Genomic DNA, 16,860 nt, shown 5'->3' with positions numbered 1-16,860 from the left:
AATTATTTGTTGATAATATTGGTTGGTAAGGTGGTTGGCTTTGTGCCTGCCTCAAGAGTCGCTTTATCCAGCAGTTTGAATGGACTCGTGGTTTCCAGCTCCTTCGGATTCTCACAGTTTTTAGGATCATCTTCAGGGAACATTGGAAGAGCCTGTTCTACTTCCAGACCTACAGACTTGGCCTGAAGGATCGTAAGTGTAGTAGGGATTCTTGTGATCCAGAATTTACCCTGAGCTTCGCCGGTTGGCTTTCTCAATTCGTCTACGATAGACATGTACAACGGATCTCCGATAACAGGAACTTCTCCTCCGCTCCAGATTTTTCCGGTACTCATGAAGAACTGTACGGCGTCTTCAAAACCAGGTTTCACGGTTACGATTACCCTTGCCATACCTGCCTGAAGGAAGTTTCTGAATAATGGATCTACACTTTGCGTAAGATACATTTCCTGCCATCTCTTTCTGTCTGCCCAGTAGTATGGGTAGAAGGTATAATCCATAATACTCCACTCGAATGCCTGTTCCATAAACTTGGCTAAAGCGGTGTACTGTTCAAGATTTTCGCTCAGAATGACTTTGAAATCACTCATTTGACTTCCTGAAGTGAACGACTGTCCTAAAGTAGTCAGATAATCCTGAAGAAGATAAGCGATACAGTTGTGTTTCAGAATCACAGATTCCATTTCACGGTAGAAATTCCCAAGCTTTTCTTTGTTTTCAGCCTCTTCTTCTTTTGCTTTATCCTGCAGTTCCTTCTGTTTTTCAAGGAAAATAGCATACGCTTCGTCATACGCCTTGATGATGGCTGTAAAGTTTTCCTGAATCCATGATTTCATAAACGCCTGGGAAAGCTTACATGTAATTTCGAAGGCAATATTCACCGAGTCAATATTGATACATCTGTAGGCAAAATCGTAAGAACCTACTACGTTCTGTGGCGTGAAATACGCGGTAGAATCAATAGAAGTACCTCCATTTGAGAAAGGAACCATTCCTCCCGCAAAGTTGTTGGTATAAAGTGTACTGGTTCCTTTTCTGTTTCTTTCAAAACCATAGAACATTTTTACACTGCTTGCTTCGTAGTTCACAGGAATGTCGATAGATCTGTGTCTGTATTCCTCGTTTCCGTTTACTTTTTCCCATTGTTTTCCCAGAATAAGATTGATAGGAGACTTTGGAAGTTCGGTAAGTTTCACGTTGTAAATATTAGCCCAATATTCAATCTGATCTTTGGTGGCAACCTGAGCACTCGCCATGCCCCATGGTTTTTCAGCTTTTCTTGGATCTGCCGGAGCGGTAAGTGTGTCCGCTTTCGATACTGCAGTCGCCAAAGTATGAAGTCTTGCCGGTTCCGGGATCATGAATTCAAACATCGTACGTTTACCGTAGTTGTAGATCTGGTTTTTCATTTTCTTATCTACCCATCGGTATACTCCCGTAATATGCTGAGGATTTTCCTGAGAGGCCTGACCTCTGTTGTCAAATTCGTGAACGTTGGTTTCCGTGTATTCTTTAATGATCTTCTGTACACGCTCTTTGTTGATTTTCGTAAGAACACGTTCCATAGCACGTTCTGTAATCTCCTGAGATTTTTTCACGGCCTGTTTGGTACTGTCCTGCTGCGAAGTATTGTTTGCATAGCTTCCACCAATCTCGTACTTCATTACTTTTGTATCGTACGTAAATTTGGTGGTGGCAGTAATTTCCTGCTCTTTTTTAAGTTCCTGAGCAATTTCAGTCTGCATTTCATTTCTGTCTGCTTTTGTAGTGTCAGAAATCTTCTCACTTTCAATAGATTCCGAAGTCGTATCAGTGATTTCTGAATAATCTCTCGCTACAGAAGACTTATGACGAAGCTCGCTGGCCATCACATTTTCAATATTAGAGACTTCTCCCGGAACGTATGCATGAACGCTTTGCTCCACTTTAAGATAATCTGCAATACCCAATCTCTTTACACCAAAATGTTTAGGAATGAAAGTTCCCGGTTTAGGATTTTCAATTCCACCGCCCGGATTTCCGGTTTCATCTTTAATATCTTCAACATATAAGACGTCAGTATAGGCCTTGTTAGGTTCTAATCCGGAAAGGTCCAGTGAAGCCTCTTTACCGTTGTTAAAGTAGATTTTAATCTGAATGTTTCGGATGTATTTGCTGAACTTACCCACCATAATTGACGCAAGGGTCACTTTATTGTCGACTACTTCGATATTGTTATAGCTTTCGTCAAAATTACCTACATCTGAGATCATTGATAATTTGGCGGATGCTATTCCCCAGGCTGTGCTTTCTGCCTGATAATAGAACGTAAGATAGGCCGGGCTGCCTGCAAAAACACTTCCCTGAGGGGTAGCTTTTAAATAATAAGATCTTGGCGTTACCTTAGCTGCATATTGTGTAAAAGAATCAGCTACAGGGACAAGGATTCCTCCAAGGCTGGCAAATGTCTGCTCCTGAGCCGGTGTTTTATTATACAGGGTTTGAGATTTTGCAGCATGTTCCTCGTCGATTTTTTCAAAAACTTCAGGATACGTGTCAAACTCATCGGTGATGGAAACTACCACTCCTCCAAGCTGAAGCTTTCTGTCGGATACCACACTTATTTTGGTGAAATCAAAACCGTCCTCAGGTTTTTGTCCGCTGGTTAATGCGGTAAACTTATCAACGAAGATTTTTAGAGAATTCAATGAAAGTATTTCTGTAAAATCCCCGAAGTTGATCTCATTCTTATACGTGAAAACGAATGGAGGAATAGAAGGCTCTTCAAGCTTTGCATACAAAGCATTGATTTCTTGCTCTGTCATTTCCTTTGTGATCTGGGCCTGAATTTCTTTCAGTTGAGCTCTGTATCTGTCAAGTGCCGGCTGATTGGCGGCAAGATATTCTTTGTAAGCCTCATCATATGCTTTGTTTCTTGCTTTCTGATAAATTTTCTGTACTTTTTCCAGCTCAGATTTCAGCACATTTAGACTGTCTTTTTCTAAGTTAAGATTGGTAAGTTCCTGAATCTTTTCCCCTTCGGCTTTTAGTTGTTCTTTAGCAGGAACAGAAAGAACGGCTTTGGTTTCGTTAATAGGATCGTCTCCAATCGCAGATTTTCCTACAGTGAAAGGCTGACGTGAAGCAGGATTTCCTGTTCCGGAACCTTCGCCTTCGTAGCCGTCTCCAAAAAATTTCATTGGAAGAACAATTCTTGCTTCAAGTGCTTTTGCTTTAAGATCAGAACCGTTTATTTTCACCAATTCGTCTGTTGATTGCAGAGTACATACATATCCGAAATGAAGAGCTTTTAAGATGTGGGCTACAGCTTCTTTTACATAAAAATTATTCTGAGAGGCCGTTTGATACATCAGGTTGTCCCATAAAGCGCTTAGCTGATCTTTAGTTGTGGTTTCATAAGCGTTGACTGCTGCACTTTCTTCCTGCGGAGTCAGGGTTTCCAGTTTTGAGATTTTTCTTCCTATTTTCAAAGCTTCCGCGAAGCTTCCTTCCTCTACTTTAAGTTCTGTTTCATAGCCGGCAGGATTGAAAGACTTTGAAGCGCGTTCCATAGCCTGGAATTTTGCCAGTGCCGAATCAGCAGGATTGATATAAGAATCGAAATAGCTGGTTAAACCTGTTTGAGGTCTGTGGATGAAACCTAAGTTTTTACCTTTAGTTTCCGTTAATTGTGGATTTCTAAGGCTTACAAATCTGAAAAGAGTCTGTGAAGCGTTGTTGGTGGTGTCGTTTGTTGCCATTTTAATATTGTGTTGTTGTGTTTGTTATTAATCAGTTCTTTTTGTGTATTCCAGAGTGATGCTGAAGGAGTTAATGACAGAGTAATCGTAATCAGGTTCTTTCAGAAATTCAATTTTGATGAGTTTTGTTTCTACAGAAATGAAAATCTGGCTTCTCCATTGGTTGCCGGCGAATGCCATATCAAAGGCCCACCATTCGGTAAACATTTCGTTGGAAACGATGGTTTCAATGTCCGGAATATACTTTCCGAGATCAATCTCTCCGGTTCTTGGAATCTGATCGAAAAACAGAGTCTGTCTGTACACCGGTTTGCCATTGATCCAGGTTCCTTCCGTTCTTACTTCCTGGCGGGTATAGGACATTTTTTTGTCTACATACTGCTTTTGGATATAGTCGTTTGCTTCTGCATAATCACCGTAATATTGTGCTCCTGAAAGCCCCCTGGGTTTGCCCAAAGATGATATATGGGTAATCATAATAGGTTCTTCAATATTAGAGTCTATTACAATTCCTTTCATATCCCGGCCATTATAATAAGCCAGAGTAGCTCTTGCTTGATCCATAGACAGTTGCGAAGAAGGACCGGATACATAAATAGCCTCATTGGAAAGATCTATCCGGGACATGATGATATTTTGTTGAGTGTTCACAGAGGCGAGGGTCATTCCTGAAGGATAAAACCCGATTTCATTTTTTACCCCTGTATCTCTGTTATTTCTATAGATAAGATTGTTTTCTTCAGGCTGCTCCGTCATCAGCTCCAGATTTCCAGAAATAGGCTTGTTGGCTTCTGTTCCTGATAATGGAATGTAGGTTCCTGAAGAGGTAGATTTTCCTTCCCATCCGATGGTTCCGTCATCTTTTGCCACAAGATTCCTGGTGAAATTGATATTCGCTGCCGGAAGATTAGAAACAATCAATCCTGAAGTTTTGATATTCCCCGCTACCTCAAGCGCTTCCGAAGGGTTCTGCGTTCCAATACCCGTTTTATCATTACTGTGATAAATACTGCTGCTTGTAAAACTGGATCCGTTCCAGTAAGGGATATTGTAAGACTGCAGATTGAGCTTTGAGTAATTGGTGGTTTCACCGTTATGGGCAATAATATAAAAGCCGGTTCCTGTCTGTGGCCTGTTAAGTTTGGCATTTAGAGCATCTTTCAGCCCGCTGATGCTATCCTGGGCAATGCTTTCTTCCTTATGCCAGTAAGCATCCTGCCATTCCCAGAACTGTTCCTGAGTGGGAACATCTCCATTTTCGAAGTATTGTTTTATTTCCTGTTTTGTTTTCATTGTGTGGTCTTTGGGTTTACATGTCACTGATCAGAGTTCCTCCGATAACCCTTGTTTTAGGATCAAATGAATCCGGATAATACTGGGTGTATCTGTCCAGTTTTACAGTATTGACATCGGGGTTATAGTTAAATGCGTTTGGGCCGATCTTTGCGACACTTGCAGGGATATATATTCCGCTGAGTCTGTTAGAAGCAAAGGCAGAATCTTTAATTTCTTTAACGCTTTCAGGGATTACTATTGAGATTAGCTGGTTAGATGCAAAAGCACGTTGACCAATAATGGACACATTTTCAGGAATGGTTAAAGCTTTTAATGCATTGCTGCTGAAAGCATCTGCTCCGATGGTGAGTAAACTGCTGGCAAGGGTTAATTCGGATATGCCCATTCCAGTTGCAAACAGATCAGGAATATGCAGTGTTCCGGGTTTTATAAAGATCCTTCTGACCTGTAAATAAGCCAGCGAAGCGTTTCCTGCTTCATCTGTTTCTGCATAAAAGTCGTTTAAACGGGGAAATCCGTTTTCCAGACCTGCAATTTTGGTCATTTCTATTTTCTCATCCTTATGCCAGTAAGAGTCCTGCCATTCCCAGAAATGGTCTTGTGTAGGCTTGTCTCCGTTCTCGAACTTGAGCCTTAATTCTTGTTTTGTTTTCATAATAAAAACGATGTGATTTTGTTTTGGGTTAATAAATTGGTTATAATTTGAAAGTCTTTTATTGATTCTCTTTTGGTGTTTACATGTCCTTAATTTTTCGGGTTTTATCTATTTTCAGACATAGTTCTGGCTGTCCGGCATTTTGTGAATGATGGATTCAAAGGTGTTTTTGAATGATTATGGGATGATGTCGGGTGTCTTGATTTGGTGTTTCAAAGATAATTCCGGACAGCGTCAGAACTTGTCGTGTTAGAATGGATTTAGTAAATATCTTCTTCAGGAATACCATCTGTGAAATCTTCCCTGAAAAAGTTTTCAATGTCGTTGAGATAGTTCTCATAGTCCATCTCTGCATGTTCAATGTCACTCCATTCAATAGTATAGAGATCTTCATCGAAAAGTATATCTGGATTGTGATCTGGTGTTTCCATGTTGGGTGTCTTAAAGTTGAGGTTATGTTTTAAACATATTTCTGGCTGTCCAGCATTGATAAATGTTGAATTCAAAGGCTTTTTAAAATTTTAATGATTGTTTTTTTTTGTCTTTGTTTATACTTCAAAAGTAGTGAGAGAAGACGACAAAACTTGACGTGTTTTAAAAACTTTTTATTAATTTCAAATATTATCTTTTAAGCTTATATTGAGTCATTATAAGGTAAAAAGCTTATATTTTATTTCTGATCAGTTTTTGTACAATCTGGTTCAGAGTTTCCCGGTTATCATCAATATAGCTCAATCCCGCCTGGATCAGATTTTCAATATTGGATCTTCTTACATTGTCCATACCCGGAGAGGCATTTTTTAAAGAAGGATTCAGGCGATAATAATTTTTCTGATTCCGTTGTCCCAAAGTCTGAAACATCTGGCACAACTGATAATCTACAGTTTCAGCATTAGCAGACATCAGAATATCAATGATTGGATTTACCCAACCGATTTTTCCGGACTTCTGAAGCTTTTTAAAAGAATAAGGTCTTGCCTCAATCCCCGTTCCGATAGAAACCATGATCATGTCATTCACGCCGGGATGATTGGCTTTCTGATGATTTTTCAATACTTCCGCAAAAGGAATTTTTCTTGCTTCCGCATAAGCACAGAGAGAAGGATTGTTGGCAAACATACCGCCGTCTATCAGACTGAAAATCTGTCCATACATAGATTTAATCTGTACAGGACTGAAATAGGTAGGCGCCGCCGAAGTCGCTCTGCAGATATCTTTTACATAAAAATTATCTGTGCTCAGATTAGCCTCCCAGGAATTGAAAAGCTTGGCTCTTCTGTTTTCTATGTCATAACTGGTTATTAAACATGGTTTTATAAATTCTTTAAGTTCTAAGTGTCCAAAAAAGTCATTCAAGTTTTTTTCAAGTGATTCCTGGGAAATTTTTTCATTCAGCAGGCCAAACGGATTGACCAGCTTTTCCCAGAAAGAAACCTGAAAGATGTCGCCGCCCCTTTCAGCGTATAATTCCAATCCTTTCTGGATAGAATATTTCGCTTTTCGGTGTTCATCGGGACATAGAATGATAGAAGCGATCAGTCCACCTGTGCTGCTTCCGGCTACCAGATCAAAATAATCACCGAGTTTGGCGCCCGGATTATCATGATACTGAAGCTGCTCTTCTATGTAGCGGAGAATAATACAGGTAATAATTCCCCTTATTCCGCCCCCGTCCAAAGAAAGAATGGTTGTCTTTTTCATGTGATGTTTTGTTGGTTTTTAAAAGATAATACCAGAGTCCTGAGACAACTAAAACCAACGTTCTGCCCTTGAAAACAGATGCTGGTTTTAGTATTGAAATCTCAGTTTACTAACATTTTTCTTATAAAACAAAGGTAGGCCGGGGAAGCGACAGAACTTGTCGTATTATAATTATTTTCAAATAAAAGGGAATTAAAATAGAATATAATTTTGCTTATCCCTCGGCATCTTTGATAGTGTTCGCCAGCTTGTTTTGATAAGCCCTTTTTTAGTCTGGATGTTCTTTTTTTCGAAGTGGGGAAGGTCTTTGAAAGTCTTCCAGTTTCCGCCCCAATCCCAGCCGTGTCTGGCGAAAATCTTGACACATTCGTACCAGTCGGCTACCTGATCATTGTCCCAGTCTTTTGCCGTGTCCCAGCTCGCTGTTTTTCCATCGATCATGAGGCAGATATCAACAGCAAGACCATAATTGTGAATGCTTTGGCCGGCTTTGGCATTCGTTACTTTTTTTCCGGCCGTTATCCTTCCTATAGCATACAGTTTTTCCTGTTCCTCAAAAGATCTCAGGCCCTGTGTGATTCTGACTTTTGCTCTTCCGGTAAGGGCTTCATCGCATTCTTTGATGATTTGTTTTACTTCATCCCTTACGAAAGGATGCAGTTTGTTGATTCTCTCTGTGGTTACTTTGTCCATAATGCTTATTGTTATGATGCAAAAGTATACATCAGGGGCGACGAAACTTGACGTGTTTAATTAAATTTTTAAATACAAAATGTATTATTTGTTAATAAATTACAGTTATAGCAGCAGTGAAATAGAATTTTATAAGTTTTTCAAATTAAGTTTAAATAGGATCAGAAAAATGAATACAAGAAAAGATAATTGACTGTATATTTGTAAAAAACCCGCTCATTAAGATGTAAAAAATGAAATGAGCAAATGATAAAAACACAACACTTCAATGCATACTATTTTACCTTTTTTCCTGGCCATGATAGCCGCTATCGTATTGCTGAATATGTGGGCCACCAAGCTGAAAATCGCTTACCCGATCCTTTTGGTCGTCTTTGGTCTGCTGGTAAGTTTTGTCCCCGGACTTCCCGTTGTCAAGGTAGATCCGGACCTTATTTTCTTCATATTTTTACCACCCCTTCTTTTTGAAGCTTCCTGGGCTATTTCCTTTAAGGAGATGAAAAGATGGTGGCGTATTATCGGCAGTTTTGCTTTTCTTGTGGTATTTTTTACTGCGCTGTCAGTAGCGGTAGCTGCTAATTATTTTATTCCCGGATTTACAATCGCTTTAGGGTTTTTGCTTGGAGGAATTGTTTCTCCACCGGATGCTGTAAGTACCGGCGCCATTATGAAATTTGTAAAGATCCCGAAAACCACTTCCGCTGTTCTGGAGGGAGAAAGTTTATTAAATGACGCCTCCTCCCTGATTATTTTCCGTTTTGCACTGATAGCTGTAGGAACAGGGCAATTCGTATGGCAGGAAGCCTCCCTGAGTTTTTTATGGATGGTCATCGGAGGTGCCGGAATCGGGCTGCTGCTGGGTTGGATCTTCGTACAGGCTCATAAAAGGCTGCCTACAGATGCATCTTCTGATATAGCAATGACCCTCATAGAACCTTACATTATGTACTGGGTGGCAGAACAGTTTCACAGTTCAGGAGTGCTTGCCGTGGTGTGTGGAGGGTTGTTTATGTCGGCAAGACGTCTTATATTTTTGAACAGTGCGAGCAGAATAAAAGGGCACAGCGTATGGGAAAGCTTTGTATTTATCCTGAATGGTGTCGTTTTCTTACTCATTGGTCTCGAGCTTCCTGAAATTGTGGGAGGGCTGCGTTCCGAAGGAATTCCTTTAGGTATCGCCATTAAATATGGAATACTGGTAACCGTTGTGCTTATTCTGGCAAGAATTATCAGTGCGTATGCTGCGATGTTGGCTACATATATATTCCGGCCGAGCGTGGCTCCAAGAGCATCTACGAGAATGCGAAGTCTGCTGATGCCTCTTTTTCTGGGCTGGACGGGTATGAGGGGTGTAGTTTCACTGGCGGCCGCATTAGCTATTCCTATTACCCTTAGCAATGGTGAACCTTTTCCTAACAGAAACTTGATCTTGTTCATCACATTTGTGGTTATTCTGCTTACTTTATTGGTGCAGGGGCTTACGTTACCATATATTATCAGTAAAGTACGGGCATTGAAGGATTTTATGAACGAAGAGGAAGAAGAACTCACAAGATTGAAAATAAAAAAGGAACTGAAGGAACACGTTTATCAATTTCTTAAAACAAAACATGAAAACGAACTTCAGGGTAACGCAGGAATAGAAAGAATGCTAAAACATTGGGAAGAAAAAACAAAAGCCAACGATGATGGCTGGATGAGTGAAAAAAATAAAATCATCTTTGTGGAAATGCTGGAAAGCCAGCGACAGTACCTTTCAGAGCTGAATAAAGATGTTACCATTAATGAAGAAGTGATCCGTCAGCATTTATACCAGATTGATCTGGAAGAAGAAAGGTTGAAGATGATTTAATGAGGTCGTAAAGACAGAAGCTTTCCAGGACATTGAAATGATTTTTTTAAGACAAAATCAGGAAGCAAGTGCATGGGTTAAAGACGATATGAGATACCCGAGAATAGTATTTTTTTATATTATTTTTATTTCCTCTCATACTTCCAGTGTCTGGCTTTTCCTTCGGTTATCCATTCCAAAGACTGTTCCATTCTTTTGTTTCTGGTCGCTTCGGTTTTGGCCTCGGTGATCCAGTTGATATACTCTTTTCTGAAAGACGGTGATCCTTTTTCAAAAACTTCTGCAGCTTTTTTATTGTCATTCAAAGCATCTTGAAAATAATCAGGAATTTCAGTTTCCGTTTTGGATGGCGGTGCTTTTTTTAGGGTCACGCCCAGATCAGTAAGCTCCATTGCTTCCCTGATAGCCTTTTTAAGCTGAGGTTTTGATGGAAGATCTTCAATTTTAGTGATCTTTCCCAGACTGAACATCGAGTTCTTTTCAATATCTCGGGTAATCTCTTTCATTGTTTTCATCTCCTTTTCCAGCCAGAATCCAAAAGTACAGTGCTGCTTGAAAGAAGCCATTGCACAGAGGTTCTTTCCCTGATAAAGAAAATGCGGAAAACTCCACTTCATGGTTTCCTCTGCATCAGGACAGAATTCATGAACCGTTTCCCGGATATACTCTAAAACAGGTTTTGCAAAATCCTTGGATTTTTCAATATAAGCGTCTATTTTCGGGCTGTGTTTTTCCATGTGTTTTACTGAAATAATTGAACGGATTCATTGACAAGGAATTTCACCTGATCTGGTCTTCCTCTGTCATTCTTAGGATTATTGCTGTAACTTCCGGTTCTTACGATCACCATATTGTGTTCCGGAACCATGATGATATATTGGCCCTGTAATCCAAGGAAATAATAATGTTTGATGGGATTGTCATAATTGATCCAAAGCCCCATTCCGTAGATCTCCTGTGATTTTTCAGTCGGTGTTCTCATTTGTTCAATAAAATCTACATCGAGGATTTGTTGTTCCCCAACTTTTCCATCATCTAAAAACAGCTGTCCCAGTTTTGCATAATCTCTCGCATTCGAGTGAATGCAGCAATATGTTTTTTCCATCCCGTGATTATCAGTGCTCCAAGAGGCGTTTTGTTCCATTCCCAGCGGGATCCAGAATTTTTCAGATAAATAGCTGGATAATGTTTGATTCAAAGCCTTTTTTAAAGCAAATCCGAGAAGTTGAGTGGCCCCGCTTTGGTATTGAAAACGGCTGCCGGGTTGTTCCTGAAATTTTCTTGAGAATACGGCTTTGATGAGATTCCTGCCGTAATAAGCTTTGGCATTCGGGAGAAAAGGATTATTGTAATCTTCATCCCAGTCGAGTCCGGCTTCCATCCGGGCTAAATTCTTAAGCGTAACCTCACTTCCGAATTCTTTTTCTTTAAATTCAGGATAAAAATCAGAAAGCTTATCATCGATATCTTTGATGATACCTTCTTCCAGTGCTTTTCCCAGAAGCATTACGGTAACGGCTTTAGCCATTGAAAAAGAATTGGTCTGTGAAAGCTGGTTGTAACCGTCCCAATACTGCTCATGAAGAATTTTTCCGTTTTTTATAACCACAAAAGCCGCCGTTTTGGAATGTTTCAGATTTTCAATTACATTTTCAGGCAGTTCTTTTTTATTGTATTCAGGATCTTCCGTCCAGAGTTCCGGCTCTTCGGTAGCGATGAGATTTCCCGGGAAAAACTTTCCATCATCGATGAAGGCGCTGGACCTTCCTTTAAGATACGTTTTCGAAATCCCACTGAATAAATAGTCATATCCCAAAAGATAAACTGCGGCTACCCCTATGGCTGCTCCGCCTATTACATATTTTAATGCCTTCATATGATCATGAGTATCAGTCTCAAACAAATTTAAAATAATTTTGATAAGAAAAGGAGAAAGAAACGGTAAATAAACTATTTTTGCGATTATTGATGAAAAATATGACCAGAAAACTCATTGTATTCGTGTTTTTCATTTTTTCAGTGATGGGAGCCGCCCAGACCTATAAAATGATAGACACCGCAGACTATTTGCAGAGAAAAGAATTTTTAAAAAGTTTTGCCGGAAATAACGAAATTTTTATAAAAAAATTGAGATCGCAGTATTCCGGGAAGACAGGTTCTGAACTGTCTAAAATCTATAAGGAATTCGGAACAGATTTTGAAAAGCAGGTGAAAAACAAAGATTTTATTTTTAAATCTGAATTTGAAACGGAAATCAAAACGCTGATACAGCGCCTGAAAAAAAATAATCCCAAAATCCCTCAGGACCTTAAAATTTTGGTAGCAAGAGATAATACACCCAATGCCTACTGCCTTGCGGACGGAACTTTTGTAATCAATATGGGACTGTACAACTGGCTTAACGGTGAAGACCAGATCGCTGCCGTGATTACGCATGAATTAGGCCATAAGATCGATGAACATTCGCTCAAAACATTTTTAAACATCATCGAACAGGATCAACTGGATAAAATGACTGTGCAAAACCTGAAAGAAACAACGGTAAGCCGCAGCCAGACTCAGAATAAAAAAGCTTTTGACATCCTTAAAAACCGAGCGTATAAAAAAGGGATAGAAAGAAGAAAGCAGGAAATGCAGGCAGATTCGCTTGGCTACGTGATTTTTAAGAATAGTGATTTTAAAAAGAATGAATATATAAACGCGCTTCAGCGGTTGCAGGATTTTGACACCATTTCTCCGCGTGAACTGAAGATAGAAACCTACAAAAAACTTTTTGATCTTCCCAAACAGACTTTTAACGAAAAGTGGATGAAGAAGGAAGATTTTTCGCTGTACAATTATAATTTTTACAAAGAAAAGCTGGATAAAGATTCCCTGGCCTCCCATCCCGAAATGTCCAGAAGGATTGAAAAGCTGAAGAAAATATTCCCTGAACTTAAACCTTCGGTGGAATCGGAAAAGCCTTCTGAAACTTTTACAACCCTGAAAAAAATGGCCAGAATGGAGATTCTTCCCAATTATTTTCACTCCGAAGATTACGGACTGGGAATTTATGCCTCGATGCAGTTTCTGCAGGATGGTGAAGAGGAAAAGTATTACAAAGGCTGGCTGGGCAAATGTTTCTCCAAAATATATGAAGCCCGGAAAAATTACAACCTGAATCGTTATCTGGATCGGATAGAACCCAAAAATCAAAGTGAAAGTTATCAGCAGTTTCTGAACTTTATGTGGAATCTGAGCCTTGATGACATCAAAAATATAGCAGACTTTTACCAGAGCAGCTACCAAATGAAAGAATCCTGATGCATAATCAGGATTCTTGTTTATTCTAATAGTTCAGTTTTTCTAAACGAAGCTTATTGAACTTTTCTTTTTCGTTGTATTCACGGAGAAGAATGTATCCTTCTTTTCCGACGTATGGCGTAACGGCATAATTGTCTTTTTCAGAAATAGGAATGATTTCCTGCTTGAATTTGCCATCGATCACCGTATTAATGAAAAGGTTCCATTTTTTCTGTCTGGTGACTTCATCTTTCTGATAGTCGCGATAAAAGAATACCACATCTTTTCCACCGTTGAGGTATTGGGAGAAAAGGTAATCACTGTTTACCCATTTTGACTTTTCCTTCTCAAAAACCTGGATATTTTTAATCTTGAAATCCTTATCCGTATAAACGTACACCAGGTCCGTGGTTTTAGGAGCATTGTACTGTCCCGCCGGTTTGTATTTTTCTGTAAGAATTCCTACACTTCCGTCATTCATAAAGTACATATCTTTCGTTTGAAGCATATAGCCGCTTTCTACCATACCATGGGCATTGATCTTCGGAAGATAGGAGGCGAAATCCGGCTTGAAATTGATCTCTTTCGTATCTACAGTAAAATCTGATTTATTGATCATCATTCTGGCGTACCCAATATAATCATTCTTTGTAAAATTTCTTCCCAGAAGAACAATTTTGTCGTCAAACGTTTTATCATTATCAAGGCTGCTATCATAATCCAAAGCGAAACTGTCGATGAGGTCTATTGTGGTGTCGGAAAGTCCCGTGATTGGTTTATTGGAGGCTTCTTTTCCGGTTTTCATATCGATTGCAACCATGCTGAAAGACTTTTTATCATCGTCCGCCTTTTTCATGATGCAATACATGTATTTCTCGTCTCTGTCCAAAACGGATAAGGTGGAGAAAACTTTTTTAGAACCGTCGGTATTGTATTTATAGCGCCACAATTCCTTTTTATTATCATCAAACTTAATGATGCTGTTGTTGTTCACATATTTTCCGTAGTCTTTGTATTCTACCGCAAAATATCCTCCTTCCTTTACTTCACCAACCGCGGAAACATAGTTGTAGCCCTTTTCTTTTTTCTCTTCGCGGTTTTCCTTGCGCTGTGCTTTCCAGTTTTTAGGCTCGTTGATTTCCTTGAATGTTCCATCTTCAAGATAATCGTAGTATACTTTTCTTTTGATGGTATTGGTTTTCGGATCGATGACCATAGAAACCGGAGTGAAGATCTCTCTTGTTTTTACCAGAGAATAATCCATCATGGAAGGTCTTAAGATGATCTGTCCCTTAAAATCGACATAGCCACGATAGGAAGCTGCTGTAATATCGCCTTCAAATTCTTTATTGGCAACAGGATTAAGGTTTTTATCCAGAATTACATATTCGAATTTCTTGGTTCTGTCGCCTGTCTTTCCGTAAGAATAAAGGGATACATAACCGTAAAGATTGTCTTTATCATCGAAGAGAGCATTCATTCCCACATGATCACCAGCAGCCAGTGCAGTAAGGTCCTGAGTCTGGGAATAAGCCAGCATCTGAACAAGCCCTAATACCAGTAAACTTATTTTTTTCATAGTTATTATTTTGCCAAAAATAATAAATTAACGAATACGCCGGAGAAGTTTCATTTTCTTTATTCATTTTCTAAATAAAACAGTTGAGCAGGAAAGATTTTATCTGACGAGTAGAGCCAAATATGATATGTTTTTCTAAATATGAAAAACCTTATAGGTCTCGAAGACCTATAAGGTTTGTATGATGAATATTAATCGAAAGAATCTGCATTATCTGCAAAATCAGCGCGAATTAAAAAATATCCCACTGATTTCGCAGATGACACAGTTTTTTTATACTTTATCATTTAGGCAATAAAAAAGCCCCAAATAATGGGGCTTTAGTCTATAGTTTAGAAAGTAAATTTCTGAAGTTTGTTTTCTCGTCAATGATTCTTCTTAATTCAGAAACAGGAACTCTTTCCTGCTGCATCGTATCTCTGTCTCTTATCGTCACTGTATGATCTGTCAGAGAGTCGTGGTCGATGGTGATACAGTAAGGCGTACCGATGGCATCCTGTCTTCTGTAACGTTTTCCGATGGCATCTTTTTCTTCATAGAATAAGTTGAAATCATATTTCAGGTCATTGAAAATCTTTTCAGCATATTCAGCAAGACCATCTTTTTTCATTAACGGAAGAATTGCTGCTTTGATTGGTGCCAATGCCGGTGGTAAAGATAAAACTGTTCTCTCTGAACCATCTTCCAATACTTCGTCTTTAAGACAGTGTGAGAAGATCGAAAGGAATAATCTGTCCAGACCTACAGAAGTTTCCACTACGTACGGTACATAGTTCTCGTTTCTTTCCGGATCGAAGAACTGAAGTTTTCTTCCTGAGAATTCTTCATGCGCTTTTAAGTCGAAATCTGTTCTTGAGTGAATTCCTTCCAGTTCTTTGAAACCAAATGGGAAGTTAAATTCAATATCAGCCGCTGCATTCGCATAGTGCGCCAATTTCTCATGATCGTGGAATCTGTAGTTGTCACCACCTAGACCTAAAGCAAGGTGCCAGTTCAGACGTTTTGTTTTCCACTGTTCGTAGAATTCAAGTTCAGTTCCCGGAGCTACAAAAAACTGCATTTCCATTTGCTCAAATTCACGCATTCTGAAGATAAACTGTCTTGCAACAATCTCATTTCTGAACGCTTTACCGATTTGTGCAATACCGAAAGGAAGTCTGTGACGTGACGTTTTCTGTACATTCAGGAAGTTAACGAAGATACCCTGAGCCGTTTCCGGTCTCAGATAAAGATCCATCGCGCTGTCTGCAGAAGCTCCAAGTTTAGTTCCAAACATCAGGTTGAACTGTCTTACTTCCGTCCAGTTTTTAGAACCCGTGTCAGGATCAGCGATTTCAAGCTCTTCAATTAAAGCCTTTACATCAGCAAGGTCCTCATTTTCCAGAGATTTTGCCAGTCTTGAAAGAATAGCCTCTCTTTTGGCGCGGTATTCCAGAATTTTTGGATTTGTCGCTACAAACTGAGCCTTATCAAAAGAGTCACCGAATCTTTTCGCTGCCTTTTCAATTTCTTTATTCTCTTTATCTTCAATTTTCGCGCAGTAGTCTTCTACCAGAACATCTGCTCTGAAACGTTTTTTAGAATCTTTATTGTCAATCAATGGATCGTTGAAAGCGTCTACGTGGCCTGATGCCTTCCATGTGGTAGGGTGCATAAGGATCGCGGAATCAATACCCACAATATTTTCGTTAAGCTGTACCATAGCTTTCCACCAATACTGTTTGATATTGTTTTTTAATTCGGCACCGTTCTGTCCATAATCATAAACAGCGGATAAACCGTCATAGATCTCACTGGAAGGGAAAATAAAACCATATTCTTTAGCGTGAGAAATCACTTTCTTGAAAACATCTTCTTGCTTTGCCATAATTTTTTTTACGTCTGATGTGCAAAAATAGTGAAAATGTAGGAAGATGGAAGCGGGAAGATGGAAGTTTTTATGTGTATGATAATTAGGAGCCGGGAACCTGCTTTCGCTACTCGCTCTTTTAGAGTTTTGGGGGGGGGGGGGGGGGGGGGGGGGGGGGGGGGGGGGGGCGGGGGGGGGGGGGGGGGGGGGGGA

Annotated in this window: 12 protein-coding genes; 2 read left to right on the top strand and 10 right to left on the bottom strand. The window is 39.6% G+C overall.

The window, feature by feature from the left end; translation table 11 throughout:
* Positions 1-2: 2 nt before the first annotated feature.
* From N0B48_RS15400 to N0B48_RS15375, 6 genes are all read right to left on the bottom strand, one after another.
* Positions 3-3,740, bottom strand: coding sequence for a FliH/SctL family protein (locus N0B48_RS15400; RefSeq protein WP_259839665.1), 3,738 nt, complete (start codon positions 3,738-3,740; stop codon positions 3-5).
* Between the two features lie 27 nt (positions 3,741-3,767).
* Entirely contained in the window at positions 3,768-5,033 is a 1,266-nt protein-coding gene (locus N0B48_RS15395) for a hypothetical protein (protein ID WP_259839664.1), read from the bottom strand.
* Positions 5,034-5,049: 16 nt separating this feature from the next.
* Entirely contained in the window at positions 5,050-5,691 is a 642-nt protein-coding gene (locus tag N0B48_RS15390) for a leucine-rich repeat domain-containing protein (RefSeq protein ID WP_259839662.1), read from the bottom strand.
* A gap of 260 nt (positions 5,692-5,951) precedes the next feature.
* Positions 5,952-6,122 (bottom strand): hypothetical protein, encoded by a 171-nt coding sequence (locus N0B48_RS15385; protein WP_156122717.1) that lies wholly within the window; start codon positions 6,120-6,122, stop codon positions 5,952-5,954.
* 232 nt (positions 6,123-6,354) lie between these two features.
* Positions 6,355-7,392, bottom strand: coding sequence for a patatin-like phospholipase family protein (locus tag N0B48_RS15380; RefSeq protein ID WP_259839661.1), 1,038 nt, complete (start codon positions 7,390-7,392; stop codon positions 6,355-6,357).
* A 192-nt stretch (positions 7,393-7,584) separates the two neighbouring features.
* Positions 7,585-8,085: a M15 family metallopeptidase gene (locus tag N0B48_RS15375; RefSeq protein ID WP_259839660.1), complete on the bottom strand. Its 501-nt coding sequence runs from the start codon at positions 8,083-8,085 to the stop codon at positions 7,585-7,587.
* A gap of 268 nt (positions 8,086-8,353) precedes the next feature.
* Here N0B48_RS15375 and N0B48_RS15370 point away from each other — a divergent pair, with 268 nt between their 5' ends.
* Positions 8,354-9,937 carry a Na+/H+ antiporter gene (locus N0B48_RS15370; protein WP_259839659.1) on the top strand — a complete coding sequence of 528 codons (1,584 nt, stop codon included), beginning with the start codon at positions 8,354-8,356 and terminating at the stop codon, positions 9,935-9,937.
* Between the two features lie 125 nt (positions 9,938-10,062).
* Here the strand turns inward: N0B48_RS15370 and N0B48_RS15365 are convergent, their stop codons facing one another.
* Positions 10,063-10,674, bottom strand: a complete 612-nt coding sequence (locus N0B48_RS15365; RefSeq protein WP_259839658.1) for a YdeI/OmpD-associated family protein — start codon at positions 10,672-10,674, stop codon at positions 10,063-10,065.
* A 5-nt stretch (positions 10,675-10,679) separates the two neighbouring features.
* Positions 10,680-11,813, bottom strand: a complete 1,134-nt coding sequence (locus tag N0B48_RS15360; protein ID WP_259839657.1) for a serine hydrolase domain-containing protein — start codon at positions 11,811-11,813, stop codon at positions 10,680-10,682.
* A 101-nt stretch (positions 11,814-11,914) separates the two neighbouring features.
* On the opposite strand from N0B48_RS15360, the gene N0B48_RS15355 reads away from it, so the two are divergent.
* On the top strand, positions 11,915-13,240 hold the full coding sequence (locus N0B48_RS15355; RefSeq protein ID WP_259839656.1) for a M48 family metalloprotease: 1,326 nt from the start codon (positions 11,915-11,917) through the stop codon (positions 13,238-13,240).
* 25 nt (positions 13,241-13,265) lie between these two features.
* On the opposite strand, the gene N0B48_RS15350 is transcribed toward N0B48_RS15355, so the two are convergent.
* Both N0B48_RS15350 and N0B48_RS15345 read right to left on the bottom strand, forming a co-directional pair.
* Positions 13,266-14,798, bottom strand: coding sequence for a hypothetical protein (locus N0B48_RS15350; protein ID WP_259839654.1), 1,533 nt, complete (start codon positions 14,796-14,798; stop codon positions 13,266-13,268).
* A gap of 325 nt (positions 14,799-15,123) precedes the next feature.
* On the bottom strand, positions 15,124-16,665 hold the full coding sequence (locus tag N0B48_RS15345; protein WP_259839652.1) for a glycine--tRNA ligase: 1,542 nt from the start codon (positions 16,663-16,665) through the stop codon (positions 15,124-15,126).
* Positions 16,666-16,860 lie beyond the last annotated feature (195 nt).

Source organism: Chryseobacterium herbae, from assembly GCF_025154075.1.
In the GTDB taxonomy this organism is placed as follows: Bacteria; Bacteroidota; Bacteroidia; order Flavobacteriales; family Weeksellaceae; genus Chryseobacterium; species Chryseobacterium herbae.
The sequence above is the reverse complement of the archived record's forward strand: the minus strand, read 5'-3'. Positions and strand labels throughout refer to the sequence as shown.

What these genes read in the sequence shown, in the direction of transcription:
- N0B48_RS15385 (WP_156122717.1), bottom strand. Translation starts at nt 6,122, where the DNA reads ATGGAAACACCAGATCACAATCCAGATATACTTTTCGATGAAGATCTC.
- N0B48_RS15380 (WP_259839661.1), bottom strand. Translation starts at nt 7,392, where the DNA reads ATGAAAAAGACAACCATTCTTTCTTTGGACGGGGGCGGAATAAGGGGA.
- N0B48_RS15390 (WP_259839662.1), bottom strand. Translation starts at nt 5,691, where the DNA reads ATGAAAACAAAACAAGAATTAAGGCTCAAGTTCGAGAACGGAGACAAG.
- N0B48_RS15355 (WP_259839656.1), top strand. Translation starts at nt 11,915, where the DNA reads ATGACCAGAAAACTCATTGTATTCGTGTTTTTCATTTTTTCAGTGATG.
- N0B48_RS15375 (WP_259839660.1), bottom strand. Translation starts at nt 8,085, where the DNA reads ATGGACAAAGTAACCACAGAGAGAATCAACAAACTGCATCCTTTCGTA.
- N0B48_RS15365 (WP_259839658.1), bottom strand. Translation starts at nt 10,674, where the DNA reads ATGGAAAAACACAGCCCGAAAATAGACGCTTATATTGAAAAATCCAAG.
- N0B48_RS15350 (WP_259839654.1), bottom strand. Translation starts at nt 14,798, where the DNA reads ATGAAAAAAATAAGTTTACTGGTATTAGGGCTTGTTCAGATGCTGGCT.
- N0B48_RS15395 (WP_259839664.1), bottom strand. Translation starts at nt 5,033, where the DNA reads ATGAAAACAAAACAGGAAATAAAACAATACTTCGAAAATGGAGATGTT.
- N0B48_RS15360 (WP_259839657.1), bottom strand. Translation starts at nt 11,813, where the DNA reads ATGAAGGCATTAAAATATGTAATAGGCGGAGCAGCCATAGGGGTAGCC.
- N0B48_RS15345 (WP_259839652.1), bottom strand. Translation starts at nt 16,665, where the DNA reads ATGGCAAAGCAAGAAGATGTTTTCAAGAAAGTGATTTCTCACGCTAAA.
- N0B48_RS15400 (WP_259839665.1), bottom strand. Translation starts at nt 3,740, where the DNA reads ATGGCAACAAACGACACCACCAACAACGCTTCACAGACTCTTTTCAGA.
- N0B48_RS15370 (WP_259839659.1), top strand. Translation starts at nt 8,354, where the DNA reads ATGCATACTATTTTACCTTTTTTCCTGGCCATGATAGCCGCTATCGTA.